This is a genomic window from Shewanella zhuhaiensis (assembly GCF_022484835.1).
Taxonomy (GTDB): domain Bacteria; phylum Pseudomonadota; class Gammaproteobacteria; order Enterobacterales; family Shewanellaceae; genus Shewanella; species Shewanella khirikhana.
In genome coordinates, this window is the sequence record NZ_JAKUDL010000001.1 from 1,237,802 (window position 1) to 1,262,878 (window position 25,077).

Consider the following 25,077-nt stretch of genomic DNA (forward strand, 5'->3'; position numbering starts at 1 on the left):
TCGCCCGGCGGCTGTCTGTGCGCAGTGCTGATGAATTGGCTGATTATTGGAAGCCAAAATGCTGTTTAAGCTCTTTCAGATAGCGGCGGGACACGGGTACCCTGGCGCCGCTGCGGGTGATGACTTCGCCGCCGCCATCCTGAAGCTCAATCTCGGCAATGGCCGAGGGAGCTATCAGATACTGGCGGTGGCAGAAAATCAGCGGTGTTTTTTCTTCGAGTGTTTTGAGCGTCATATGGGTGTGCACCATGCCGCTTGCTGTGGCCACATGAATGCCGCCCACATCGCTGAAAATGTACTCAACCTCCGCCACCGGTACCACCCGTAACCTATTGCCACTGTAGCAGGGCAGGTGCGGCAACGTGGTCGGGGAGATAACCCCTAAATCTTTTGGCGTCAGGTCTTTACGTACCCGCTCGAGGGTTTTATTGAGCCTGGCCTCATCGATGGGTTTGAGCAGATAGTCGAAGGCGTGGTGCTCAAACGCCTTGATGGCGTATTCATCGAAGGCGGTAACAAACACCACCCTTGGCATCTCATCCTTATCGAGCATGGCAATCAGTTCCATGCCGCTGATTTTAGGCATTTGAATATCCAGGAAAATCAGCTCTGGCTTGTGGCTGTTGATGGCCTGCATAGCTTCGATGGCGTTGCTGGCAAAGCCGCGGATATCGATATCACCCTGGGCGCTGAGCAGCTCGGCAAGCTCGTCTCTGGCAAAGGGCTCATCATCAATAATAATGCAGGAAATCAATCTGTTGCTCCTGTGTGTGTTGCTGGGCTTAGCTCATCCTGAGTAATTGGCAGCCGAATGCTGACCCGGGTGAACACATCGGCTTCGCAGTTGACCTCGATGCCATATTGGACGCCAAACTGGTTCTGGATCCGCTTGTGAACCAGGTTCATGCCAAGGCCTTCGCTGTTCTCGCTGGGGCAATAGAGCCCGGCGTTGTCTGTGACATCCAATATTAATAAATCGCCACGTTCGCTGCCATGGACCTCGATTCGTCCAGGCGACAGCAGCTGAGAGGTGCCGTGCTTGACCGCATTTTCGATAATCGGCTGCAGGGTAAAGGCGGGCAGTCGGTGGTGCATCAGGCTGTCGGGGATCTTGATATCGACCGTCAGGCGGTCGATAAAGCGTGCCTTTTCAATGCCAAGGTACGCATCAATATGTTCAAGCTCATCGGCCAGGGTGACCATTTCGGGGCTGCGCTTGAGATTTATCCGTAAAAACTGCGATAGCTTTTGCAAAAGCCCACGGGCCATATCCGGATCGCGGCGAATAATAGCGCCAATGGTGTTGAGCGCATTAAACAGGAAATGCGGATTCACCTGGGCCTGCAGCAGTTTAAGCTCGGTTTGGGTCAGCAGGTTTTTTTGTGCTTCCACCCGGCCATAAAGAATCTGATTCGACAGCAACCGGGCAATGCCTTCGCCCAGGGTGCGGTTGATGTTCAAAAACAGTTTATTCTTGGGTTCATACAGCTTAATGGTGCCTATGACTTCGGTATCGCTTCGAAGTGGGATCACCAGGCTCGAGCCCAATCGGCACTGGGGAGAAATAGAGCAGGCATAAGGCGTTTCGACGCCATCGGCAAACATGACTTTGTTTTCCCGAATCGCTTCCAGGGTGATTTGGGAGGCGATGGGGGTGCCGGGCAGGTGGTGGTCGGCACCAATGCCGATAAAGGCCAGCAGTTTGTCTCTGTCGGTGATGGCCACGGCGCCAACGTGGGTTTCCTCTATCACAATGCGGGCTACTTCGGCGCTGGTACGCTCGTTAAAGCCCTGGGACAGGAGCCCCACACTGCGCTCGGCAATTTTGAGCGCCTTGGTGGAAAAGGCGGATGACAACTTATCGAACATCGCCTTTTGGTCTTTCAGCATGCTCATAAACAGCGCCGCACCCATGGAGTTCACCAGCAGCATCGGCGGTGCAATTTGCTGCACCAGCGCCCAGGCATCGTCAAAGGGTTTGGCAACCAGCAGGATAATAAGCATCTGCATGATTTCGGCATAAAAGGTTACAAAGCCCGCCACCAGAGGATGATAAATCAGCTCGGATTTACCTGCCCGGCGCAGCGTCAGACTGATAAGCCCCGCCGACAGGCCTTCAAGGGTTGTAGACAGGGCGCAGGCCACATCGGTAAAGCCGCCCATGCTGTATCTGTGCAGCCCTCCGGTAAGCCCCACCAGAAAGCCGGTAACCGGGCCGCCAAGCAGGCCACCCAGCACAGCGCCCATGGCTCGGGTATTGGCAATGGCGCCATGGGTTTGCTCGCCAAAGTATGTGGCCATAACGCAAAAGGCGGAAAAAATCACATAGATGATGATTTTATGGGGTAGCCGCGGCGCGTTTTCGGTCAGCACCTTGAACAGTGGGGTCTTACTGACGAGATACACTATCACCAGATACAGACACATCTGTTGGGTCAACAGCAGGATGAGCGGCATGGAATGCACTCCGGTAGCGGCCAATATTACGGATATTTGCGCTGGCGCAGGGAAAGGCCACGCCGCTGACGATAAGATGCCTGCAAATTGCCTATTTGGCGTTGTGCAGCCAGCGGAGAAACCTATGACCCAGTCCGTCCACGGCCATGAAGTTATGGCCCTGATGTTAGCCCACGGTAAACCTTTGACTCAAGAAGCACTTATCACACTGATTATGGATACCTTCGGTGGCGATGCCCGTTTTCATACCTGTAGCGCAGAAGGTATGACCGCGGCCGAACTGGTGTTTTTCTTAAAACAGAAGGGTAAATTTATTGAATCTTCTGAAGGATTTGCTACCGAGTCGAGCCGTATTTGTAATCACTGACAACAGACAAAGAAGCGGGTTACGACCGATAAGCAGGGTGAGTATTAAATGTTACCGGCCAACACCACAGGCGTGGCCTGTGCTGGTTAAGTGGCTAGCCTGATTTAACGTGAGCTTGATTGAACGCGAGCTTGGTTGAATACGAGCTTGATTGACTGAGTGTAAGCAGGAGATAAAAGCACTGCACGTGCCGCACAGATTGGTGCGCAGCCCCCGCGGTAACTGGCGAGGGCTGATGAGGCGTTCGAATGGTTAGTTGTCGTCTTCGCCGCGCAGCAAGATATGATGCTGCTCGCCTGAACTTTTATCGTGGAACTCTTTGATGAGAATGCGCAGCAGCTTGGATTTGGCGATGCCGGTTTGCTTGGCCAGATCGTCAAGCTGTTCAATGGACTTGGTAGTCAGGCTGAAGGTCGCGTGGCGGTAGACCTTGGTGGTGGACTTATCGAGGCCAAGCTTTATTCGCAGGTTACGCCCTTCTTCATCAATGATGGTGGGGCGACCCAAGGCATAATTGTTGGCATCTTCGATAAAGTCTTCCACTGAGATCTTGTCGCGATCCAGCTTCGGCTTTTTACGTTTAAGATCAGTTAAGCTCATAAGAATTTTCTGGCGGTATGGCGAGGAGTTCATCCGCAATCGCGCGGATTTCTTCGGCGGCCTTGCCATCGGGTTCAATTTCGATGACCGAGGAGCCTTTTTCTTCGCTGTCATCGTAAATGTTACGGCTGAAGGTAACAGAGTCGAGCACCCTCAAGCCGAACGAGGCGACCACTTCTTTGGCTTCCAGAATACGTTTCCCCTGAGTAGGCAGCGACGGACACTGGGTCAGCACGACAGTGGAAACCATCTTGGGATTAACCATTTTACAGGTGCTGAGCATGTCTTCCATGTGCGGCAGCGTCTTGAGATCCCGCCGTTTGGGACGAAGCGGTACCACCACATAGGTGGCTACCGACATGGCGGCACGCATGGCGAGATTATCCTGACCACCGCAGTCCACAATCACGTAGTCGAAGCGTTCATTGAGGCTCAGCAGGTCGTTACGGATTTTGCCGTATAACTGAATACAGTTGATTTGCGGCAGGCTGGGATCGTTATTACGGGCCTGGATCCAGTCAGAGGTGGTTCGCTGAGGGTCACAGTCGACCATCAGCACATTGGCATCAAACTTTTGGGTAATGTGAACTGCGATATTCTGGGCAAGGCAACTCTTGCCACTGCCACCTTTTTCCCCACCGACCAGCAAAATCATAATTTGTGCTCCGTTTTAGCCAATCTTTACCCACCAGTATAGAACAGCATGCCAGAAGCGATAGAAAAGCGTCGCTTAAATCAACTGCATAGCTATGTGGTAGCTTTGCGCCTTACACTCAGTGCAACGGCAAACCTGCCCCTGAATCGTGTTCTCTTTTTCGGTGCCGGGATTAAAGGTCACTTCAACCAGTTCCCCCAGGGCAAAGGGTTGTCGGTATTCGAGCAAAATGCCCCGGCGGGACAAATCGACACAAATGCCATCATCTGTGCGTTCCAAACCGTCTTTTTCAGTCCAACGGAGCACAATGCGCTCGGCTTCCATGTCTACCCTGAGCGATCTGCGTTTTTCTTCGTAGTCTTTTGGATTGTCATCCATTGCGGCCTTCTCCTCTGGCGCGTAACAAGCGCTTAAAAATCAGCATAATTGCTTTTTCTTGAGAATACCAATGCTGGTGAAAAACGGAATAAAAAAAAGCCGGCATAAGCCGGCTAAAGGGAAGGATTGGGTTCAGTTATCGTATTCCTGATTCTTGGGGTAGGGCATTTTCAGCTGGCCCCAGCGAATAACGATAACGGTGCCGGCAAGCACCACAGTAGAAAGGGAAATGGCAAGGATGCGCCAGTCATCCATGCTCTTCATGTCCAAAATCAGATAGCGGGCCAGCGCCACAATGGCGATATACAGCGGCATACGGACAGGCAACTTGCCCGATTCGGCGTAGTTGGCGACCATTGCCAGCACTTCGAGGTAGATAAACAGCAGCAGCAAATCGGCCAGCTGCACCTTACCCATATTGACGATGTGGGCGATTTCCTGGCCAATGGCAGCCACAGTGGCGACGGCGATAATCACCAACACCAGATTTTCAGTCAGTTTGAGCAGCTTCGAGCCATATTGGCGATACAGGTTCATCCCGGTCTCCCTATAACACTTATAAGGAAGATGGTACCAATGTTTGGCTAAAACACCTGATAAACCTGCGTGATAGCCGTCACAAAGGTTGAAATTGCCTGAAACTGACCTGTTTTGCAGGATGAGATTGTTCGTTAGCCGGGACGACCGTCAGCTCTTGGGGTCAGCAGCATAGGGCCATAAAACAGGATAAAGATCCCGAAGGCCATAACCCAGGCCAGCGCCGACAGGGCAATAAAACTCAGATAATAGGCACTGAAAAGCCCTGCCAGCACCCGCGTCACCACCGCAAACAGCATAATTCCGAAGCCAAATACCATTGGCTTGGGCGGCGTCAGAGTGCGGCCGGTATGACCAAGAGATACCCGCGCCATCATCGCCAGGATCATGCCGCCCATACCGCCAGCGGTCATGGCGTGAAAGCCTGCTGAAAATGGCTGTCCCAGGGCAATCAGCGCCAGGCCAATGGGGATAAACACGTAGCTTAAATGCAGTGACCACAGCAGTGGCACCTGAAAACTTTGCAACCATCCCCAGCGGTGCCAGCGCAGGAAGATAATCGCCGATGCGATCCCAGCCATGGGACGGACCATCTCTTCAACGGAAAATACGATGGCAATCAGCAGTGCCAGCAGGGACGCGAAGGTGCCAGCGTCGAGATACCATAAATTGGGTTTGCGCTGATAATCACTGGCACGCTCGGTAAAAAAGGGAATAACCCGGCCACCCAGCAGCGCCACAATCAGGATAATCGCCAGTGCGCCGCCGTGCAGTGCCTTTTGGGCAAGCACCGCATTGCCATCGAGCAGGGCAAAATAGGAAAGGGCGTTACAGCTGGCAAGGAGCAGCAATATCGGCACAAAAATCAGGTTTCGCCACTGCTTAACCTTCACCACACTGCTGCCGAGTGCCAGGGCGGTGGCAGGCAGGAACGCCAGGTCGAGGCTGATTACCAGCATGAAGGGCACATCAGAGAAGGGCAGCAGCAACCTTGGTGCGAGCCACAGCAATACCAGCGCCAGCAGCGGATAACCACTGAGGCCGGGCACGCCGGTCCAGTTTTGAACTGCCGTCAGCAAAAAACCGGCGATGATGGCCACGACAAAGCCAAATAGCATCTCGTGGCCATGCCACCATAGCGCGCCGCCATGGGGCGTGAAGTGAAATGCGCCGGACAGCGCCAGCACCCAGAGAGAAATCCCGGCCAGACTGACCAGTGAGCCGAGCAAAAAGAAGGGGCGAAAGCCCAGGCGCAGCGGCGCCGGGGTAGCCTGGGTTCTACGTGGATCATCGATATTCAGCATGTGGCGCACCTAAACCTGAGTAAATTTGTTGGTTATTATAAGGTGCTAAAAATATGCATGTAAATTGATGTGGCGCACAAAAACAAAAACCGCCGTGAGGCGGTTCTTATTTTAATAACGCTTTCTGTAACTTAGCGCTTGAGGGCTTCGTTCAGCAGTGGGCGCATGGTTTTCACCAGGGCGATGGTCGCCTTGGGAGCACCGGCAACGATGTTGCCTGAAATAAGGTAGTTGTGACCACCGGTGAAGTCGGTCACGGTACCGCCGGCTTCACGGCAGATAAGGTCACCGGCAGCGATGTCCCATGGCTTGAGACCCAGCTCGAAGTAACCGTCCATACGACCGGCGGCAACGTAGGCCAGATCCAGAGACGCAGCACCGGCACGGCGCAGGTCGCCACACTGACCGAATACTTCGTTCAGAACGGCCATGTAAGTCTGGGTGTGCTGACGGGCTTTGAATGGGAAACCGGTGGCAATGATGGCGCCGCCCAGTTCCTGAGCATTGCTGACGCGAATACGGAAGTCGTTTACCTTGGCACCCTGACCACGTACAGCGCTGAACAGCTCGTCACGTACAGGATCGTAAACCACGGCAACTTCAGTCTTGCCTTTGTATTGCAGAGCGATGGAAACGGCGAAATGGGGGATACCACGCATAAAGTTGGTGGTGCCATCCAGTGGATCAACAATCCAGATGTAATCTTTGTTGGTGCCGCGGTTTTCGCCCTGTTCCTCACCAACGATGGTGTGGTCGGGGTATGACTTGCGGATCTGGTAAACGATAGCTGCTTCTGCTTCTTTGTCTACGCTGGTGACAAAGTCATTGATACCTTTGGTACTTACCTCAACGCGGTCGAGATCAGTATAGGCACGCATAATAGTTTGGCCTGCAGCGCGGGCAGCGCGCACGGCAATGGTCAGCATCGGATGCATTGCAATCCCCTGGATGTTAAAGAACGAAAAATGAGCGGCGCACATTATACCGCATCTGGCAGTTATATCAATTACAGATTTTCATATAAGGATTTACCCGCCCCTGTGGTAGACTGCATCGCTTGAGATTTTTTGAATTAAATTAAGTCGTTTCATGCTCAGTAATATCCGCGTTGTCCTGGTGGGCACTTCTCACCCCGGTAACATTGGCTCTGTCGCAAGAGCCATGAAAACCATGGGTTTATCAAACCTTTATCTGGCTGAACCCCGCTGTGAAGTGGATGGTCAATCGGTGGCTTTGGCCGCTGGCGCCTGTGACATTTTAAAAGACGTCACCATAGTGGACTCGCTGGCCGAGGCCATCAAAGACTGCTCGCTGGTAATTGGCACGTCTGCCCGCAGCCGTACCCTCGACTGGCCTATGCTTGACCCACGTCAGGCCGGCACCAAGCTTGCCGCCGAAGCGGTGGGCAGCTCGGTTGCCATTGTGTTCGGCCGCGAAAACCATGGTCTGAACAACGAAGAGTTGCAGGCCTGCAATTACCACGTGTTCATTCCGGCTAACCCCGAGTATATGTCGCTGAATCTGGCGCAGGCGGTGCAAATCATCTGCTACGAAACCCGTATCGCCCATTTGGCGCAGGAACAGGCGCCGACTGAGGTCAGTGAGTATCCTTTCGCCGAAGAAAACGAGCGTTTCTTTGAGCACCTCGAAAGAACCTTGCTCAGTACCGGGTTTATTATCAAAAACCATCCGGGGCAGGTGATGACCAAACTTCGCCGCCTGTTTACCCGTGCGCGCATCGAAAGTCATGAAATGAACATTCTGCGCGGCATCTTAAGCTCTATCGAAAAAGCGGTGGGCGGCAAAAAATAACAGCGTCTTGGCAGCAACATTAGGGAAACGACATGGGTGTGATATCCAGGCTCAAAGAAGACATCAACTCCATCTATCACCGGGATCCGGCGGCGCGCAGCGCCATTGAAATCCTGCTGAACTATCCGGGCATGCACGCCATTTGGTTGCACCGGATTAGCCACAAACTGTGGAAGCGGGATTGGCGTTTTCTGGCCCGATGTTTGTCTACCTTCTCTCGCTGGCTGACCGGGGTGGAAATCCACCCGGGTGCTACCATTGGCCGCCGATTCTTTATCGACCACGGCATGGGCATTGTGATTGGTGAAACCGCTGAAATTGGCGATGACTGCACCCTGTACCACGGTGTGACGCTGGGTGGGACCACCTGGAACGCCGGTAAGCGTCACCCTACGCTTGAAAACAACGTGGTAGTGGGTGCAGGTGCCAAAATCCTCGGCCCCATCACCATGAAAGAGGGCAGCCGGGTTGGCTCCAACTCTGTGGTGGTAAAAGATGTGCCGGAACATACCACAGTGGTGGGGATCCCCGGCCGCGCGGTGGCGCAGCCATCCAGTCAGTCGAAGGAAACCAGCGAGCGGCGCTCGGCCATGGCCAAAAAGTATGGCTTCGATGCTTACGCGGTATCGCCGGACAACCCGGACCCTGTGGCCAACGCCATTGGTCAGATGCTCGATCATATGCACCTGATGGACTCCAAGGTGCAGGACCTTTGTCAGGAGCTGCAACGCCTCGGTGGCAATGTCTGCACCGACAAGCTGCCGGAGCTTGATGTGGGTGAATTCAGCGAGGCCGAAGCGGCTGCCGCCGAGAAGCGTCAGAAAGCGCTGGATGAGTTTGATCCCATAATCTGAAAACAAAGGCCGTGAAATCGGCCTTTTTACATTGAAACTCACCTTAAAAAAGGGTTAAATACCCCAGCTGAGCGCGGGGGTATTTTCCCGCTTCCATCAAGTCAATACTTGAGTAAATTAGTAGGACTAATAGTTGACTATTTTACTCAGATATGTTCAAATTGCTCCCAGATTCAGACGGGAGCTATGGTAGTTATGAAACTGACATCGAAAGGCCGCTATGCAGTCACAGCCATGCTGGATGTGGCAATCCATTCAGCCCAAGGGCCTGTGCCGCTGGCCGATATTTCCGAGCGCCAGGGCATTTCGCTTTCCTACCTCGAACAGCTTTTCGCCAAATTACGCAAACACGGCCTGGTGGCCAGTGTCCGTGGTCCCGGCGGCGGTTATCGCCTTGGCCTCGAAGCCGAAGATATTTCCGTTGGCATGGTCGTGCATGCCGTAGATGAGTCGGTAGACGCCACCCGCTGCCAGGGTGCCGGTAACTGCCAGGGCGGCCATCGCTGCCTGACCCACTCTCTGTGGGGCGACCTCAGCAAACAGATTTCAGACTTTTTGAACGGTATCAGCCTCGCTGCTTTGATGAAAAAGCGGGATGTCCAGTACATCTCGGTGCAGCAGGACGAGATACACAAAGGGCACAGGGCCTCAGCATAAGCCCTGCGCATCGATAAAAATAAAGCGTGTACGTTGTAAGTAGCCTCGGTTGAGACTGCGAAGTACGGAGTGTGTGATGAAGCTTCCTATCTATTTTGACTATGCCGCGACGACCCCGGTAGATCCGCGCGTTGCGCAGAAGATGATGCAGTTCATGACCATGGACGGCGTCTTTGGTAACCCGGCTTCCCGTTCCCATCGTTACGGCTGGCAAGCCGAAGAAGCGGTGGACATTGCCCGTGCCCAGGTGGCCGAGCTGATCAACGCCGACCATCGCGAGATTGTGTTTACCTCGGGTGCAACCGAGTCAGACAACCTGGCTATCAAGGGTGTTGCCCACTTCTACCACAAGAAAGGCAAGCACATCATCACCAGCAAGACCGAACACAAAGCCGTGCTCGATACTTGCCGTCAGCTTGAGCGTGAAGGCTTTGAGGTCACTTACCTTGAGCCGGCCGAAAACGGCATCATCCCGATGGAGCGCCTCGAAGCGGCCATGCGCGATGACACCATTTTGCTGACCCTGATGCACGTGAACAACGAAATTGGCGTAGTGCATGACATCGACGCCATTGGCGAGCTGTGTCGCAGCAAGGGCATCATCTTTCACGTCGATGCCGCTCAAAGCGCTGGCAAGCTGCCAATCGATGTACAGAAAACCAAGGTGGACCTGATGTCCATCTCCGGCCACAAGATGTATGGCCCCAAGGGTATTGGTGCCCTGTATGTCCGCCGTAAGCCACGTATCCGTCTGGAGTCCCAGATGCACGGTGGTGGCCATGAGCGCGGTATGCGCAGTGGCACCCTGGCAACCCATCAAATCGTAGGTCTGGGTGAGGCTGCTGCCATTGCCAAGGCTGATATGGAAGCCGATAACGCCCGTATCCACGCACTGCGTGATCGCCTGTGGAACGGCATTAAAGACATCGAAGAAACATACGTAAACGGCGATGTCGAGCAGCGTTACTGCGGCAACCTGAACGTGAGCTTTAACTTCGTTGAAGGCGAATCTTTGATGATGGCCCTGAAAGACCTGGCGGTTTCGTCCGGTTCGGCCTGTACCTCAGCCAGCCTTGAGCCCAGCTATGTGCTGCGTGCCCTGGGTCTGAGCGACGAGATGGCACACAGCTCCATTCGTTTCTCTATCGGTCGTTTCACCACCGAAGAAGAAGTGGACTATGCCATCGACATTATCCGTAACTCTATCGGCAAGCTGCGGGAAATGTCTCCTCTGTGGGAGATGTTTAAAGACGGCGTAGACCTGACCAAGGTTGATTGGGTTCACCACTGATAGTGGTTTGAGAGATTTGGAGCAGTAATCATGGCTTACAGTGAAAAAGTAATTGATCATTATGAGAATCCACGCAACGTGGGCTCTTTCGACAAAAACGATCCCAGCGTAGTCACCGGCATGGTAGGCGCGCCTGCCTGCGGTGACGTGATGAAGCTGCAGCTGAAGATCAACGACTCAGGCATTATCGAAGACGCCAAGTTCAAAACTTACGGCTGTGGTAGCGCCATTGCTTCCAGCTCACTGGTTACCGAGTGGGTAAAAGGCAAGAGCATCGAAGAAGCCGCTGCCATCAAGAATACGGACATCGCCGAAGAGCTGGCTTTGCCACCGGTGAAAATCCACTGCTCCATTCTGGCAGAGGACGCCATCAAGGCCGCCCTGGAAGAGTATAAGCACAAGCAAGCCAAGTAATTCGGAGTCCGTATGGCGATTTCTATGACACCAGCAGCCAATGAGCGGGTTAAAGCCTTCCTGGCCAACAGGGGAAAAGGCGTTGGTCTGCGTCTCGGACTTAAAACCTCCGGCTGCTCGGGTATGGCCTACGTGCTGGAGTTTGTGGACGATGTGAACGACGATGATGAAGTTTACGAGATTGATGGCGTAAACATCATCATCGACGCCAAGAGCTTTATCTACCTTGCGGGTATCGAGCTCGATTTCGTCAAGGAAGGCCTCAACGAGGGCTTCAAGTTCAACAACCCCAACGCCAAAGGGGAGTGCGGTTGCGGCGAGAGCTTCACCGTCTGATCCGGTTTTATGAATTACTTCGAGCTGTTTGATCTTCCCGTCACCTTCGAATTGAATAGCGCCGAGCTTGCGGAAAAATACCGCGAGCTCCAGCGCGCTGTGCATCCCGACAAATTTGCCGCCGCCAGTGAGCAGGAAAAGCTGCTTGCCGTGAGCCGGACCGCCATGGTCAACGACGGCTTCCAAACCCTCAAAGACCCGATACTGCGCGCCGAGCACATGTTGACCTTAAAGGGTGTGGACATTCGCCACGAAACCCAGACTGTGCGTGACACCGGCTTTTTGATGCAGCAGATGGAGTGGCGCGAGGCACTGGAAGACATTGCCCACGCCAGCGATCCCCACAGCGAGATTGAAGCCCTGTACCAGTCCTTCGGCGAGTTTCAGCAGCAGGTGACCGCCATGCTCAAGCCCTTGCTTATCAGTGACAATCAAGATGACTGGCAAGCTGCGGCAGATCAGGTACGCAAGCTCAAGTTTATGGCAAAATTGCATCAGGAACTCGAGCGGGCCGAAGACGCCCTGCTGGACTGACAATTCTCATTACCCCGTGGCGGCCCTGGCCGCCATTGCAAGTTAAGTTGGAAACCTATGGCCTTATTGCAAATTGCCGAGCCCGGCCAGAGCGCCGCGCCTCACCAGCATAAACTCGCCGTCGGCATCGACCTTGGCACCACCAATTCCTTGGTGGCCGCCGTTCGCAGTGGTGAAGCCAAGACCCTGGCAGATACCGAAGGCCGTCACTCGCTGCCGTCCATCGTGCGTTTCGGCCAACATGGCATCGAGGTGGGGCAGGCTGCCGAGGCGTTCAGCGCCATCGATCCTGTCAATACCATAGTGTCTGTAAAGCGCTTTATGGGCCGAAGCCTTGCCGATATCCAATCCGGCAGCCAGCGCTTTCCTTACCAGTTTTCTGCCAGTGATAACGGCCTGCCACTGTTCAATACCGCCCAGGGCGTATTCAACCCGGTGCAGGTTTCTGCTGAAATTTTACGGCCGCTTATCAGCCGCGCCGAGGAGACCCTTGGTGGTACCCTCGAAGGCGTGGTGATCACTGTGCCTGCTTACTTTGATGACGCCCAGCGTCAGGGCACCAAGGACGCGGCTTCGCTGCTGGGTGTGAAAGTATTGCGCCTGCTGAACGAGCCTACCGCTGCCGCCATTGCCTACGGCCTGGATTCGGGTCAGGAAGGGGTGATTGCGGTATACGACCTCGGCGGCGGCACCTTCGATATCTCTGTTTTGCGCTTAAGCCGCGGCGTATTTGAAGTGCTGGCCACCGGTGGTGATTCAGCCCTTGGCGGCGATGACTTTGACCATTTGCTGGCAAACCATCTGGCAGCCCAGTGGGGCCTCGATGGCGATAGCGGCGAGCTTGGCCGCAAGCTGATGATTGAAGCGCGCCGGGTGAAAGAAGCCCTGACAGACGCCGATGCCACCGAAGCCCGTTTGAGCTTCAATGGCCAGGAGTATGCCTGTGAGGTATCCCGCGAGACCTTTGATGGCTTGATTTCCGCGCTGGTTAAAAAGACCATTGCCGCCTGCCGCCGCTCGCTGCGTGACGCCGGCATTGATGCCAGCGAGGTGCTCGAAACTGTAATGGTAGGCGGCTCGACCCGTGTGCCTTTGGTGCGCAGCGAAGTGGAAAAATTCTTCGGCAAGCTCCCGCTGACCAGCATAGACCCCGATCGCGTGGTGGCCATTGGCGCTGCGATTCAGGCCGATATTCTGGTGGGTAATAAGCCAGAATCTGATCTGCTGCTGTTGGATGTGATCCCGCTGTCGCTGGGTATCGAAACCATGGGCGGTCTGGTTGAAAAAATCGTGTCCCGCAACACCACCATCCCGGTGGCCCGTGCCCAGGAGTTTACCACCTTCAAGGATGGTCAAACTGCCATGGCCTTCCACGTGGTGCAGGGCGAGCGTGAACTGGTTCAGGATTGCCGTTCACTGGCACGCTTTACTCTGAAAGGCATTCCGCCGCTTGCGGCCGGTGCAGCCCATATTCGGGTGACCTTCCAGGTAGATGCGGACGGCCTGCTCAGCGTCACTGCGATGGAGAAATCCACCGGGGTGAAATCCAGCATTCAGGTGAAACCGTCATTTGGTCTTTCAGATACTGAAATTGCCACCATGCTCAAAGACTCTATGAAGCATGCCAAGGAAGATATTAGCCGCCGTATGCTGGCCGAGCAGCAGGTAGAGGCCGCTCGGGTGCTGGAATCGCTGCACTCGGCGCTGGCCAAAGATAAAGCACTCTTGTCTGAGGACGAGCTCAAGACCATCACCGACGCCATGGCTGAGCTTGCCAGTCTGGCTGGCGGCGAAGATACTGATGCCATTCAGGCAGCCATTGAACGTCTCGACGGCCACACTCAGGAGTTTGCCGCCAGACGTATGGACAACTCCATCCGCGCCGCCCTCAAGGGGCAGTCGGTAGACACTATTTAGCCAAACATCAAATAGGTAACATCATGCCGCAAATCGTATTTTTGCCCCACGAAGAACTGTGTCCGGATGGTGCAGTGGTTCAGGCCGAAGTGGGTGAGTCCATTCTGGATGTGGCCTTAAGAAACGGAATTCATATCGAACACGCCTGTGAGAAGTCCTGTGCCTGCACCACTTGCCACGTGGTGGTACGCGAAGGGTTTGACGAGCTGGAGCCGTCTGACGAGCTGGAAGACGACATGCTGGACAAGGCCTGGGGCCTGGAGCCAGAGAGCCGTTTGTCCTGCCAGGCCAAAGTTGTGGATGCCGATCTGGTGGTCGATATTCCCAAGTACACCATCAACATGGTGAGCGAAGGCTAACGCCTGATTTCGGTCAGTGTTACAAGAAAGCCGGTCATTTGACTGGCTTTTTTTTATGCCTGCTCGCTATAGTTATTTGCATTGGCCACATTGCGCTGCAGGCATGATTGCTTTTATGCCAAAGGCGCGTATGATGCGCTCGTTTTTTTCCATTTCGGAGTTATGAATGCGGATCGCCGTTTTGTCTCAGGGCCCTGAACTTTATTCCACCCGTCGTCTTGTAGAAGCTGCCAGCGCCCGGGGCCATGAGGTGAGGGTTATCAACCCCTTAGAGTGCTATATGAATATCAACATGCGGGCTTCCAGCATTCATATTGCCGGGGAAGAACTGCCGTTGTTTGATGCGGTGATCCCCCGTATCGGCTCTGCCATCACCTTTTATGGCTGCGCGGTGCTGCGTCAGTTTGAGATGATGGGGGTCTATACCCTCAACGAATCGGTGGCGGTCACTCGCTCCCGCGACAAGCTGCGCTCGATGCAGCTGATGTCCCGCCGTGGCATCGGGTTGCCTATCACAGGTTTTGCCAACAAGCCGTCGGATATTCCAGATTTGATTGAGATGGTCGGCGGCGCGCCGCTGGTGATTAAGCTGCTCGAAGGCACCCAGGGTATTGGCGTGGTACTGGCCGAGACCCGCAAGGCCGCTGAGAGCGTTATTGAGGCCTTTATGGGCCTTAAAGCCAACATCATGGTGCAGGAATATATCCGCGAAGCCAATGGTGCGGATATTCGCTGCTTTGTGCTTGGCGATAAAGTGGTGGCTGCCATGAAACGTCAGGCGGCCCCCGGCGAGTTTCGCTCAAACTTGCACCGAGGTGGCAGTGCGACCCTGGTCAAACTCTCCCCCGAAGAGCGCTCCATTGCCATTCGCGCCGCCAAGACCATGGGGCTCAGTGTGGCCGGTGTGGATTTGCTGCGCTCCAACCACGGGCCTTTGGTGATGGAAGTCAACTCATCCCCGGGGCTCGAAGGCATCGAAGGCGCCACCGGCAAGGATGTGGCGTCATCCATCATTGCCTATATCGAAAAAGCGGCGCTGAAAAGACCCAAACTGGTGGGCGCACGCGGCTGACCGGCATTTTGTGATCTCGGCGAGATTTTAGGGTTAACTCCTTGTTGGCGAATGTGAACTTTGATCGTTATCAAATCAATCACAGAGCGTCGGCGTAAGCTGGCTTCATAGCTGCCAGAAGGCGGCCAGAACGCTTATAAGGACAATGCCATGAAATCTGTACTGCCTCTGCTGCTCCTGTTTCCTGCCGCTGCCATGGCCCACGAAGGCCACGGTGGGGTGGGGCTGTTCCATCACCTGATGGATTTACTGCCTGCGATTGCACTGATTGCCATTGCTGGCACCTGGTGGTGGGCCAGGGGCCGCAAATAATCGACTCGCCTTTTTGACTTCCGGGCACTGTCCTGGTCACCTTGTTTTGCACACGCAATAGTGACCGGATGACGGCGCCTGGGGTTTGCCTGTGTGATAAAGATAGGATTTACGAAAGAAATCCCTTATAATCCGCGCGAATTTTTCCAACTTGCTTATCAAAGGAAGCTAGTTATGGCGATCGAACGCACTTTTTCTATCATCAAGCCTGATGCAGTTGCCAAAAACCACATCGGTGCTATCTACAACCGTTTTGAATCTGCTGGTCTGAAGATCATCGCTTCTAAAATGCTGCACCTGACCAAAGAGCAGGCTGAAGGCTTCTACGCCGAGCACAAAGAGCGTCCTTTCTTCGGCGCCCTGGTATCTTTCATGACTTCTGGTCCTATCATGGTTCAGGTTTTGGAAGGTGAGAACGCTGTTCTGGCTAACCGTGAAATCATGGGTGCCACCAACCCAGCTGAAGCTGCCCGCGGTACTCTGCGCGCTGACTACGCTGTAAGCATCGATGAAAACGCCGTTCACGGCTCTGACGCTCTGGCTTCTGCCGAGCGCGAAATCGCTTACTTCTTCGCTGCCGACGAGCTGTGCCCACGCACTCGCTAATCGGTTAAGAAGGTTAAAAAAGGAGCCATTTGGCTCCTTTTTTTATGGCCGATTTTTGCCGCAGCCAAATGCAGATGTGAGCCCCTTCGCAGTTTTGATATCCCACATTTTCCCCTCGGGAACTTTTGGTACGCCATGATGTAACCGAGCTGTTGATGTCCGTCAGGCGTTTTTTCCGTACAAGCGCTTGATAAGCGTAAACTTTCGTATGATCGCATGAAATTTATTAGCGGCGACCGGATTACAATTGCAACCTTGCCGCATCCTGCTGATAACAATTAACCTGTTGATATTGTTGCTGTTATTGATAAGTTTCGCTTGGGGAGTGACTCAGTTATCAATAATAAGTGCAGCGTCCAAGGTGGGTGCAACAGGTCCTGTGCCGTTGCCGCGAGCCAAGTGTCCGTGGTGAAAGGCGACAGTGTGCGCCCTCCATAACCTCTCCCTCGCGCTGCCATAACACAGTAAAGGAAAGTCACAATGTCAACGCAAACTGCAGTTGCCAAGGCCGTACGCTTTGGTTTGTTTGCCATGGGCGCCATGGCCATGTCGGCCCAGGCTCAGGATGAGATAGCCCAGGCCGGTGCTCAGGTGGAACGTATCGAGATCACCGGGTCACGCATCAAGCGTACCGATCTGGAGAACGCGTCTCCTGTGGTGGTGGTGAGTGCCGATGATATCGAGAAAGGTGGCTTTAACTCGGTTCAGGATGTGCTCGGCAACCTGTCACAAAACTCCGGCGGCTCCATGACTCAGCAGGAAGTCCACGGTTTTACTCCGGCCGCGTCGGCGGTTAACCTGCGCGGTGTGGGTGCAGGCCGTGTGCTGACGCTGATCAACGGCAAACGGGTGCCCAAGTATCCATTCGGCGCCGGTGGTACCGATAGCTTTGTGGATACCGCCAACATTCCCCTGGGCGCCATCGAGCGTATCGAAATCCTGACCACGGGAGCCTCGGCGATTTACGGCTCCGACGCCATGGGCGGGGTGATTAACATCATCCTCAAAAAGGATGTGGAGCAGACCAATCTTAAATACCGTTTCTCCGACACCGTGGACGGTGGCCTGAGAAACAACCAGTTCTCCTTTATGACCGGGGTATCCAGCGATGATGCCAATCTGACCTTCTTCGCCGAATACGAAGACAGAACGGCCCTCAAAGGCAGTGACCGTCCAGAGTGGGGCACAGATGTTATCCCGGGTCAGCCCTATGCCGGTTACAGCTCCTACGGCGCCAACCTGGTAACCGCCGATAACAAGCTGGTTTCCACCCTGACCCCAGAGCAGTGTGAAGCCCGTGGCTATGAAGTGCTTGCCAATGGCCGCTGCGGCTTTGACCGTTCTGCCCAGCGCGATTTTATGCCTGAGCAGAAGCGCTACTCCACCATGGTGAACCTCACCAAGGAGCTGGGCGACGACCATCAGCTGTATGCCCGTATGGATTACACCCACGCCTCCACGTTTACTGAAATCGAGTCTGCTACCATGGGTAACGATTTGATGTTCAATGTGGCGGGCGATCAGGTCACCATCTTCAACAAGAACAAAGGATTGTCACAGAGCTTTGACAAAGATGTCGCCTTTGGCGGTGACTTTGCCGCAGCGGCCGATGGCGATTACTACTATACCCGTCGTTTGTCCGAGCTTGGCCCGCGCACCTCAGATTTCGAGACCAATAACTTCTCCTTCCTGGTGGGTGGCAAGGGTTATCTGACCGACAACATCGAATACGACACCTCCTGGTCGATTGCGCGCCAGACAGTGGAGTCCAGAAGTACAGGCTCGCCTACCTTCCAGGGTATGTTTGATTACCTGACGTCCGGCGACAACGGCAAGTCACTGTTTGATGTGATCAGCGCCGAAGATGCTGCCATGCTCAACTATGAAGGCAGCAAAAAAGGCCAGAGTACCCTGTCCAACTTCACCGCCGGCATCACAGGTGAAGGCTTCGAACTGCCCGCCGGCGCACTGGCGTACGCCGTGGGTGTGGAGTACGGCAAAGAATGGTTCTATGACAAGTCCGACAGCCTCACCAGCAATGGCGGCGTGATTGGCAAGGGCGGCAGCTCTGCCGAAGGTGAGCGTGAGCAATACGCCGCCTACGCCGAAGTGGCGGTGCCGGTACTGGAAAACCTGACCATGACCCTGGCGGGCCGTTACGACTACTACGACGACGCCTCCGATGTGGGTGGCCAGTTCAGCCCTCAAGTCGCTATCGAGTACCGTCCGGTGGATAACCTGCTTATTCGTGGTCTGTATGCCGAAACCTTCCGCGCCCCTGACATGCAGCGCCTGTTTGGCGAGCCGACCTCGGCTTACAGTACTGTGATTGATACGCCGCGCTGTGAAGCTTACGGCGAGTGCGACAAAATTGAGTCTCTGCCAATCACCGTGGGTGCCAACGCCGAGCTGGAAGCCGAAACCGGTAAGAACTACAACCTGGGCATGGTATGGGATTACAACGATTTCAACCTGACCCTGGATTACTGGATGGTGGATATCGACAATCTGGTGAACGACCCATCGGCTCAGTACATTCTGGATCACGCCGATGCCTTCGGTGACAAGATTGTTCGTGATGAAAACGGCAAGCTCATTCAGGTCAATACCCAGGCCATCAACATGTCTTCCCAGAAGACCTCAGGTATCGACTTCTCCATGGGCTATCGCTACGACAGCGGTGACTTTGGTGAGTGGAGCGCCCGTTTTGAAGGCACTTACCTGCTGGAGTGGGAAGAGCAGCTGACGCCGGATTCTGCGCCGCTGGATTTGATTGACGGCGAAGGCTCAGCGCCACAGCTGCGCGCCAACCTGAATCTGGGCTGGGGCCTGGATGATTTCAGCACCAATGTGCTTATCAAGTACATTGACGGCATGAACGGCCAGAACATGGACTACTTCGTCGATAACGGCTTCGATGCAGATTATGCGGTGACAGTGGACAGCCACGTTGAGGTTAACTGGGCGGCCAGCTATATGGTGAATGATGCCATCAAGCTGTCTACCGGTATCAACAACCTGTTTGATGCGGGCCCGGAAATCGATTACACCCAGACCACTTGGCCACACTACCCACGTTCTTATTATTCGGTAGTGGGTCGCGAGTATTATTTTATTGTTGAAATGACCTTTTAATGTGAAATAAATACCACTTTAAAGCCTCTGCCTATGGCAGGGGCTTTTTTATGTTTGTACGTTTACAAATCACAATTGTTTAATAAAGTTTAACCCGCGGGGCGGTAATAAACATTTGTGTTTCACATGTATTAATCTGTATCTTTGCTTCCGGCTGTGTTAATTATGAAATATGAATAAAAACATATTGTTATATTTTTAAATCTACACCTGTATCAATTGTTTTCTGCGCCTTTGTTTTTACGTTAATCAGATTGACGATATTGCGCTTTAATTGGGATATTAATATCCGAATCGCAACAAGCGATTAATAAAAACAAAAAGCAGACGCAACTTTTTCAAGTTGAAATTGAATTCAGGGAGATAAATATGACAACTATGTCGTTAGCCGCTCGTGCTATTCGAAGCGCCTTATTAGTGTCTACTGCCACTACAGTGGCATTGGGTTCCTCAGCCTTCGCCGAAGAAGAAAAAGCCAAAGTAGAACGTATTGAAGTAACAGGTTCACGCATCAAGCAAGTGGATATGGAAACCGTATCCCCGGTCACCGTTATCGACGCTGCCGCCATTAAAATGAGCGGTGAGAAGACAGTTGCTGACGTGCTGAACAACTCTGCCATCAACAGCTTTGGTTCCTGGCGTGGTATTTCAGGTTATGGCTCCGGCGCCAGCTCTACCAGCAGTGTAAACCTGCGTGGTCTGGGCTCTTCTGCCACTCTGGTGCTGCTGGATGGTCGTCGCATGCCGGGCACCAGCTCAAGTTCGGGCGCTGTGGCTGACACCTCGCAGATCCCGATGGCCATTGTTGAGCGCATTGAAATTCTGCGTGACGGCGCCTCGGCTGTGTATGGCTCCGATGCGGTAGCCGGTGTAATCAACATCATTACCAAAAAAGAATTTGAAGGGGTAGAGCTGGACTACAACCTGGAAATGCCTCAGGTTGAGGGCGGCGATGCCAACCGTCTGGCTATTGCTACCGGCTTTAACTCCGATCGCGGCAACATCACCCTGACCTACGAGTACTACGATACCAAGGCGGTGTTCGACAGAGACGTTTGGAACCTGGATGACCCATCCTACGGCGCTTACTCCAGCTTCAGCTCAGTGCCCAACGGTTACTACAACACTGGCAAGCAGAATGCCGATGGCAAAGATATTTACGGCTTCTACAGTAATTCAGCCCTCTGTGAAGGCACCGAGAACGTGGTGGATGCCACCGATGGCAGCAACAACGGCCGCTGTTTCTACAGCTATGGTGAAGTGACCAAGCTGTTTGGCGACCAGACCCGCAACTCGCTGCTGTCGAACTTCAACTATGAAATCAGCGACAACCTGAGCTTCCGTGGCCGTGCCAGTGCCTCTTTGGCCGAAACCCAAACCCGTTATGCCGCCACACCTGTGTCGACCAACTATCCGGTAATGGGCGCCGATAACCCGTACAACCCAACCGGTGCCGACATGACGCTGTACATGCGTTCGGTACAGATTGGTGAGCGTGACACCCTGACCGAAACCGACAGCTTCGACGTACTCGGCGGCCTGGTGGGCTTTGCCGATGTGGGTAATGGTATCGATTGGGAAGTGAATGTGCAGCACTCCACCTCGAAGACCAATTCGTTCAACTACAACCTCATCAATGATTCCATCATTCAGCGTGAAATCGACTCAGGTGAGTACGACATCTTCAACACCTCAGGCATGAGCTATGCCGACTGGGAAAGTCAGATGACCGCGCTCTACATGGCGGCGGCGCATACCGGTGTGTACCAGGGTAAGTTTGAAAGCACCCAGATTGATGGCCTGTTCTCTACCACTCTGGTAGACAACGATACCCTGACTCTGGCGATGGTGACCGGTGCTGAATACGAGATGATTAAGTTCAAGCAGACCTCAGATCCTGAATCTGCGGCCGGTATCATCTCTGGCGGCTCGGGCGGTGACGATGTGGATGCTACCCGTGATCGTACTGCCGGTTATGTGGAATTCCAGATGGGCCTGCCCGCCGATGTGGAAATCTCTGCTGCCCTGCGTTACGAGCGTTACGAGCAGGAAGGCAGCCTGACCGGTGCTACCGGTGCCGTGGTTAACAGCTCTACCTTCGATGCTGTGGTGCCCAAGTTTGGGATCAGTTGGCGCCCGGTTGACACCCTGCTGCTGCGTGCCAGCTACGGTGATTCTTTCCGTGCCCCCAACATGAGCGAGATGTTCTCGTCTCAGTCGCTGAGTTTCGAGTCGGCGCTGGATACCCTCTGGTGTAACGCGCCGGGGAACACTGACGAGAACTACTGCCGCACTGCCAACCAGCACAAGACCTGGTACGGTGGTAACCCAGACCTCGAAGCCGAAGAAGGTAACTCGTTGACCCTGGGCGCGGTGTGGAACGTCACCGACGACTGGAACGTGGAACTGTCTTACTACGCCATCACTTACGACAACAAGATTGAGTCAGTCAGTGTGGATGACCTGCTGCGTGAAGAAATCCGTAACGGCAGCTCGCCATACATCCACCGTGGTGCCGATGGCAAGATTGAATACATGGAAGCCGGCGTGCGTAACCTGGCCACCGTTGAGACCTCAGGTCTGGACTTCGTGACCGCCTACAACCTGCCAACCAATGTCGGTGATTTTAACTTCAAGCTGGAAATGTCCCACGTGCTGGACTTCAAGAAGCAGGATAACGCTGAGTCAGAAATGATTGACTACGCTGGCCTGACTGATACTCCTGACTGGCGTGGTAACTTTACCGCCAGCTGGAAGCATGAAGATTTCAGCGCCGCCTGGACCACGGTTTACATCGGCGCCCAGGATGCCCAGTACTGGCGTGACCTGAGCGGTGAGGACTACTACAAGGATTACTCCGCTTACTTCCGTCACAACGTGCAGGTGGGTTACCAGCACGCCTGGAATGGCTCCATCACCCTGGGTGTGAATAACCTGTTTGATGAGCAGGCGCCAAACTACTACACCTACGCAGATTACCGCGATGCCAACGTGGGTCTGTACGATGTACTGGGCCGCACCTTCTACCTGCGTCTGAACCAGAAGTTCTAAGGACGGTGTGAACAAGCTCCGTCCCTGCTTCGCGGGCTTGCTCACCACCGTTAGCTGACAAAAAAGCCTCCCCGTGGAGGCTTTTTTTATGGCCGTGAACCTCGATAAATAACATCAGTGATTAAGCCGCAACTCCAGCCGGTGTTCATGGCGAAAGTGGTCGTCGCAGGCCAGGCAGCGCTGCTCGGTGGGGTCGGCTATCAAGCGCTCGGACTCGATTTCAGACTCGCAATCGGCGCACAGGCCATAGAGCCCCAAATCCAACTGGCACTGGGCGGCATCGAGGCGGGTCAGCCGCTCGTAGATGGGCTCGTCCGCCAGATGCAGCGCGGTCAGGGTGTCGATAAGCTCACCCAGTGATTGCCCACTTGCGGCCTTTTGTATCTCTGGGAAGGGGAGTGCCGCAATCTCTTCCCTGAGTTTGGCTTCAAGCTGTAATAACGCTTGTCTTGTGCTCTGTGTGGTCACTGTGGTCCCCTGTCGTGGTGGTTCTGATACAACTCTCATCGGATTTCAGTCTAGTTGGCCTGTGGCCACCGACTATGACAAAGATCAAAACAGCGTTCGATTTTAGCCGTCACTCAGGCTGAAACCCTTGTGGGATCAAAGAATGACGGCTTAAACAGGGGAGGCGGCTGTTTACTTCAGCCGGGTTGGCGCAGGTTGGCGGCAGCGTCCTTGAGGGCCTGTAGAATGGCATCTGTGGTTTTGTGAATGCGGATTTCACGGAACAGGGTATCGGCCTCGGGGTACTGACGGCTTAAATAGCTGAACCACTGTTTGATGCGGGCTGGATAGTAGGTCGCCTTCTGGTTATCCAGCTCCAGCTCGGAGTAATGGATCATCAAATCCAGGGTCCGTTGCCAATCAAAAGGTGCATCGCCTTTGATGCTGGCGGCAAGGTTCGGCAGCGACAAGGCGCCGCGACCTATCATGATGCTGTCGCAGCCGGTCACTTGCATACAGCGCTCGGCATCTTCGCGGCTCCAGATCTCGCCATTGGCAATCACCGGGATCGGCAGACGCTCGCGCACCTCGGTAATGTATTCCCAATAGGCGGGTGGCTTGTAGCCATCGACCTTGCTGCGGGCGTGAATGGCAAGCTCGGTGGCTCCGGCTTCATAGACCGCCAGCGCATTTTCCATAAACAGGCTTTTGTCTTCGTAGCCAAGACGGATTTTGGCGGTAACCGGTTGCTCGCCTGGCACGGCCTCGCGCATAGCTTTAACAATATCGTGAATCAATTCAGGATATTGCAGCAATACAGCGCCGCCTTTGCTGCGGTTTACCATTTTAGCGGGGCAGCCGAAATTGGCATCGACACCGCGGGAGCCCAGGGTCACCGCACGCAGGGCGTTTTCTGCCATCCAGCCGGGCTCCTGACCAAGAATTTGCACCCGCACGGGGGTACCGTTTTTGGTCAGGCCGCCGTTTTTAAGCTCGGGGCACAGGCGGTAGTACACCTTCTCCGGCAGCAGTTGATCCACCACGCGCACAAATTCGGTGACCAGCAGGTCATAGGGATTGATGGACGAGAGCAGTTCTCTCATCAGATGGTCAAGTACGCCCTCCATGGGGGCAAGAACGATGCGCAAGCGGGTGGTTCCAATTATCAAGTGTATCCGGGGGCGGCATTTTACCCTGTGCACTCGCGGGAACCAAGCTGTGAGAGAAAGAACAAGACCACAGAAAGCAGCATGTCGGCTGCGCCCGTGAGCGCTCTGAACCGCTGAAATAACTGCAGCGGTTTGTAGTTCAAGAACTTGATGATACAGATAAAAATGACTAGCTTAGTTTCATTGCCTTGCACGCATTGAAAAAATTTTCTGCGGGCGTGAGCAAATTTGTGAAATAAAAATAAGTCGCCATAGGTCTAGTTAGCCAGACCGGCAGCAACAGGCGGCCGTGAATACTCACTGAAACCAAGAAGGAACATGCATATGAATACATTCAAGAAAACTGCCGCAGCCGTTGCACTGGGAAGCGTAGTTGTAGGTGCTGCGTTCGCAGCGGAAGCGCAGGCCAACCCTTTTGGCTTCGATGAAATGCACGCCGGTTACCAGCTGGTTGGCGACGAAGGCAAGTGCGGTGAAGGCAAGTGTGGCGAAGGTAAAAAGGCCAAAGAAGGCAAGTGCGGCGAAGGTAAATGCGGCGAAGGAATGAAGGCCAAAGAAGGTAAGTGTGGCGAAGGCAAGTGCGGTGAGGGCATGAAGAAAGGCCACGAAACTGCCGAGAAAGCCAAAGAAGGTAAGTGTGGTGAAGGCAAGTGCGGTGAAGGCATGGCCAAAGGTCACGAGAAAGCCAAAGAAGGTAAGTGCGGCGAAGGCAAATGTGGCGAAGGCATGAAAAAAGGCGAAGCCAAAGCCAAGAAAGAAGGTAAGTGTGGTGAAGGTAAGTGTGGCGGCAGCCACTAATCACCCGTATCCGAA

At 54.1% G+C, this 25,077-nt stretch carries 26 protein-coding genes; 16 read left to right on the plus strand and 10 right to left on the minus strand.

The features are described 5' to 3' along the window. Nucleotides 1-43 precede the first annotated feature (43 nt). Together btsR and MJ923_RS05245 are read right to left on the minus strand one after the other, a co-directional pair. A complete protein-coding gene (btsR, locus tag MJ923_RS05240; RefSeq protein WP_240590170.1) occupies nucleotides 44-754 on the minus strand; it encodes a two-component system response regulator BtsR in 711 nt (236 codons plus the stop codon). Then, nucleotides 751-2,457: a sensor histidine kinase gene (locus MJ923_RS05245; RefSeq protein ID WP_240590171.1), complete on the minus strand. Its 1,707-nt coding sequence runs from the start codon at nucleotides 2,455-2,457 to the stop codon at nucleotides 751-753. Before MJ923_RS05245 ends, btsR begins: the two co-directional genes overlap by 4 nt. Here MJ923_RS05245 and MJ923_RS05250 point away from each other — a divergent pair. Then, nucleotides 2,456-2,824 carry a YecH family metal-binding protein gene (locus MJ923_RS05250; RefSeq protein ID WP_420854410.1) on the plus strand — a complete coding sequence of 123 codons (369 nt, stop codon included), beginning with the start codon at nucleotides 2,456-2,458 and terminating at the stop codon, nucleotides 2,822-2,824. The two genes, MJ923_RS05245 and MJ923_RS05250, sit on opposite strands and share 2 nt — an antisense overlap. Nucleotides 2,825-3,076: 252 nt before the next feature. On the opposite strand, the gene MJ923_RS05255 is transcribed toward MJ923_RS05250, so the two are convergent. From MJ923_RS05255 to suhB, 6 genes are all read right to left on the minus strand, one after another. Continuing rightward, complete coding sequence (locus tag MJ923_RS05255; RefSeq protein WP_126166404.1) at nucleotides 3,077-3,424, minus strand: ribbon-helix-helix domain-containing protein; 348 nt, start codon at nucleotides 3,422-3,424, stop codon at nucleotides 3,077-3,079. Next, nucleotides 3,411-4,079, minus strand: coding sequence for an AAA family ATPase (locus tag MJ923_RS05260; RefSeq protein ID WP_240590172.1), 669 nt, complete (start codon nucleotides 4,077-4,079; stop codon nucleotides 3,411-3,413). Before MJ923_RS05260 ends, MJ923_RS05255 begins: the two co-directional genes overlap by 14 nt. A 75-nt stretch (nucleotides 4,080-4,154) precedes the next feature. Continuing rightward, nucleotides 4,155-4,457, minus strand: coding sequence for a PilZ domain-containing protein (locus tag MJ923_RS05265; protein ID WP_126166406.1), 303 nt, complete (start codon nucleotides 4,455-4,457; stop codon nucleotides 4,155-4,157). Between the two features lie 132 nt (nucleotides 4,458-4,589). Further along, nucleotides 4,590-4,994, minus strand: coding sequence for a phosphate-starvation-inducible protein PsiE (locus MJ923_RS05270; RefSeq protein ID WP_126166407.1), 405 nt, complete (start codon nucleotides 4,992-4,994; stop codon nucleotides 4,590-4,592). Between the two features lie 134 nt (nucleotides 4,995-5,128). After that, entirely contained in the window at nucleotides 5,129-6,298 is a 1,170-nt protein-coding gene (locus tag MJ923_RS05275; RefSeq protein WP_240590173.1) for an NnrS family protein, read from the minus strand. Between the two features lie 131 nt (nucleotides 6,299-6,429). After that, the gene (gene suhB, locus MJ923_RS05280; protein WP_126166409.1) at nucleotides 6,430-7,233 is read right to left on the minus strand and encodes an inositol-1-monophosphatase; all 804 of its coding nucleotides are present in this window, start codon (nucleotides 7,231-7,233) and stop codon (nucleotides 6,430-6,432) included. A 154-nt stretch (nucleotides 7,234-7,387) separates the two neighbouring features. Between suhB and trmJ the strand changes: the two genes are divergently transcribed. The 14 genes from trmJ to MJ923_RS05350 all read left to right on the plus strand — a co-directional run bounded on the left by trmJ (nucleotide 7,388) and on the right by MJ923_RS05350 (nucleotide 22,648). Continuing rightward, a complete protein-coding gene (trmJ, locus tag MJ923_RS05285; protein ID WP_240590174.1) occupies nucleotides 7,388-8,110 on the plus strand; it encodes a tRNA (cytosine(32)/uridine(32)-2'-O)-methyltransferase TrmJ in 723 nt (240 codons plus the stop codon). 32 nt (nucleotides 8,111-8,142) lie between these two features. Further along, nucleotides 8,143-8,964 (plus strand): serine O-acetyltransferase, encoded by an 822-nt coding sequence (gene cysE / locus MJ923_RS05290; protein ID WP_240590175.1) that lies wholly within the window; start codon nucleotides 8,143-8,145, stop codon nucleotides 8,962-8,964. 195 nt (nucleotides 8,965-9,159) lie between these two features. Continuing rightward, the gene (gene iscR, locus MJ923_RS05295; protein WP_126166412.1) at nucleotides 9,160-9,621 is read left to right on the plus strand and encodes a Fe-S cluster assembly transcriptional regulator IscR; all 462 of its coding nucleotides are present in this window, start codon (nucleotides 9,160-9,162) and stop codon (nucleotides 9,619-9,621) included. Nucleotides 9,622-9,697: 76 nt separating this feature from the next. Further along, a complete protein-coding gene (locus tag MJ923_RS05300; protein ID WP_126166413.1) occupies nucleotides 9,698-10,912 on the plus strand; it encodes an IscS subfamily cysteine desulfurase in 1,215 nt (404 codons plus the stop codon). A gap of 30 nt (nucleotides 10,913-10,942) precedes the next feature. Continuing rightward, nucleotides 10,943-11,326: a Fe-S cluster assembly scaffold IscU gene (iscU, locus tag MJ923_RS05305; RefSeq protein ID WP_126166414.1), complete on the plus strand. Its 384-nt coding sequence runs from the start codon at nucleotides 10,943-10,945 to the stop codon at nucleotides 11,324-11,326. A 12-nt stretch (nucleotides 11,327-11,338) separates the two neighbouring features. Further along, nucleotides 11,339-11,662 carry an iron-sulfur cluster assembly protein IscA gene (gene iscA, locus MJ923_RS05310; RefSeq protein ID WP_126166415.1) on the plus strand — a complete coding sequence of 108 codons (324 nt, stop codon included), beginning with the start codon at nucleotides 11,339-11,341 and terminating at the stop codon, nucleotides 11,660-11,662. A 9-nt stretch (nucleotides 11,663-11,671) separates the two neighbouring features. Beyond that, nucleotides 11,672-12,196, plus strand: a complete 525-nt coding sequence (gene hscB, locus MJ923_RS05315; protein ID WP_240590176.1) for a co-chaperone HscB — start codon at nucleotides 11,672-11,674, stop codon at nucleotides 12,194-12,196. A gap of 57 nt (nucleotides 12,197-12,253) precedes the next feature. Further along, entirely contained in the window at nucleotides 12,254-14,113 is a 1,860-nt protein-coding gene (gene hscA, locus MJ923_RS05320) for a Fe-S protein assembly chaperone HscA (RefSeq protein WP_240590177.1), read from the plus strand. 23 nt (nucleotides 14,114-14,136) lie between these two features. Next, nucleotides 14,137-14,472, plus strand: coding sequence for an ISC system 2Fe-2S type ferredoxin (gene fdx, locus MJ923_RS05325; RefSeq protein WP_126166418.1), 336 nt, complete (start codon nucleotides 14,137-14,139; stop codon nucleotides 14,470-14,472). Between the two features lie 166 nt (nucleotides 14,473-14,638). After that, complete coding sequence (rimK, locus tag MJ923_RS05330; protein ID WP_126166419.1) at nucleotides 14,639-15,544, plus strand: 30S ribosomal protein S6--L-glutamate ligase; 906 nt, start codon at nucleotides 14,639-14,641, stop codon at nucleotides 15,542-15,544. Nucleotides 15,545-15,694: 150 nt separating this feature from the next. After that, entirely contained in the window at nucleotides 15,695-15,856 is a 162-nt protein-coding gene (locus tag MJ923_RS05335; RefSeq protein ID WP_164551143.1) for a hypothetical protein, read from the plus strand. 174 nt (nucleotides 15,857-16,030) lie between these two features. Next, on the plus strand, nucleotides 16,031-16,462 hold the full coding sequence (gene ndk / locus MJ923_RS05340) for a nucleoside-diphosphate kinase (protein WP_126166420.1): 432 nt from the start codon (nucleotides 16,031-16,033) through the stop codon (nucleotides 16,460-16,462). Between the two features lie 480 nt (nucleotides 16,463-16,942). Next, complete coding sequence (locus MJ923_RS05345) at nucleotides 16,943-19,597, plus strand: TonB-dependent receptor plug domain-containing protein (RefSeq protein ID WP_240590178.1); 2,655 nt, start codon at nucleotides 16,943-16,945, stop codon at nucleotides 19,595-19,597. Between the two features lie 369 nt (nucleotides 19,598-19,966). After that, on the plus strand, nucleotides 19,967-22,648 hold the full coding sequence (locus MJ923_RS05350) for a TonB-dependent receptor (protein ID WP_240590179.1): 2,682 nt from the start codon (nucleotides 19,967-19,969) through the stop codon (nucleotides 22,646-22,648). 114 nt (nucleotides 22,649-22,762) lie between these two features. Here MJ923_RS05350 and MJ923_RS05355 read toward each other — a convergent pair whose 3' ends face one another. Both MJ923_RS05355 and dusC read right to left on the minus strand, forming a co-directional pair. Next, nucleotides 22,763-23,116 carry a TraR/DksA C4-type zinc finger protein gene (locus MJ923_RS05355; RefSeq protein ID WP_240590180.1) on the minus strand — a complete coding sequence of 118 codons (354 nt, stop codon included), beginning with the start codon at nucleotides 23,114-23,116 and terminating at the stop codon, nucleotides 22,763-22,765. A 176-nt stretch (nucleotides 23,117-23,292) separates the two neighbouring features. Continuing rightward, nucleotides 23,293-24,243: a tRNA dihydrouridine(16) synthase DusC gene (gene dusC, locus MJ923_RS05360; RefSeq protein ID WP_126169413.1), complete on the minus strand. Its 951-nt coding sequence runs from the start codon at nucleotides 24,241-24,243 to the stop codon at nucleotides 23,293-23,295. Nucleotides 24,244-24,588: 345 nt separating this feature from the next. On the opposite strand from dusC, the gene MJ923_RS05365 reads away from it, so the two are divergent. Next, on the plus strand, nucleotides 24,589-25,062 hold the full coding sequence (locus MJ923_RS05365; RefSeq protein WP_240590181.1) for an HvfA family oxazolone/thioamide-modified RiPP metallophore: 474 nt from the start codon (nucleotides 24,589-24,591) through the stop codon (nucleotides 25,060-25,062). The last annotated feature ends 15 nt before the right edge of the window (nucleotides 25,063-25,077 follow it).